The sequence below is a fragment of the Bartonella sp. AS69XJJH genome, from assembly GCF_042195585.1.
Lineage (GTDB): Bacteria > Pseudomonadota > Alphaproteobacteria > Rhizobiales > Rhizobiaceae > Bartonella.
Window position 1 is genome coordinate 1 of the sequence record NZ_JBHIOO010000151.1, and the last position, 539, is coordinate 539.

The 539-nt window shown below is 41.6% G+C and carries 1 protein-coding gene and 1 pseudogene; both read right to left on the minus strand.

All coding sequences use genetic code 11. The features are described 5' to 3' along the window. A pseudogene (locus ACFIK6_RS10280) lies at positions 1-266 on the minus strand (hypothetical protein); the annotation flags it as partial. A 3-nt stretch (positions 267-269) separates the two neighbouring features. Next, a partial coding sequence (locus ACFIK6_RS10285; RefSeq protein WP_375677629.1) for a hypothetical protein occupies positions 270-539 on the minus strand: 270 nt, incomplete at its 5' end.

Sequence of the window (539 nt, forward strand, 5' to 3'; positions counted from 1 at the left end):
TTAAGAGGTATCGGTGTTCCAGAACCAATGATATCTGTCTCGAGAAGCTTTGCTGTAGCCTTTCCTTTAATATAAACGCCTTTTCTGACACGCTTTGATTGGGCTGATGTAACATCAGAAATTTGTTTTTCTGCAAAGCGTTCGACTTGTTTTGCAGAGGTGTTTAGAGCATTACGCAAAGCCCAATTAAGGCGTGGTGCTTGGAGACTGGTGAAGGTATCCTTCACCTGTTGAAGATACCATTTTTGATGGATGATTAACTTCAACTTCTAAGCCTTTTTGGGAGTAGGTGTTGATGACTTAGAAACTTTAGATGCTTTTGGCTGTTCGAGTGAGGTTTTCTCTGTCACTGGTTCAGATGATGTTTGTGCGGCTTCTTGTTCTATCTGCTTAATTTGTTCAACCGCCTTGTCGGGTTTTGCTGTTGTCTTGACGTCAACAAAAGGTTTTGCAGCATTTGCACGCTTGAGACGTGCGTAGACTTGATTAGAAACTTCAACAAATGGATTATTGGGTGTTGATGGTTCAAAGCGAACAGT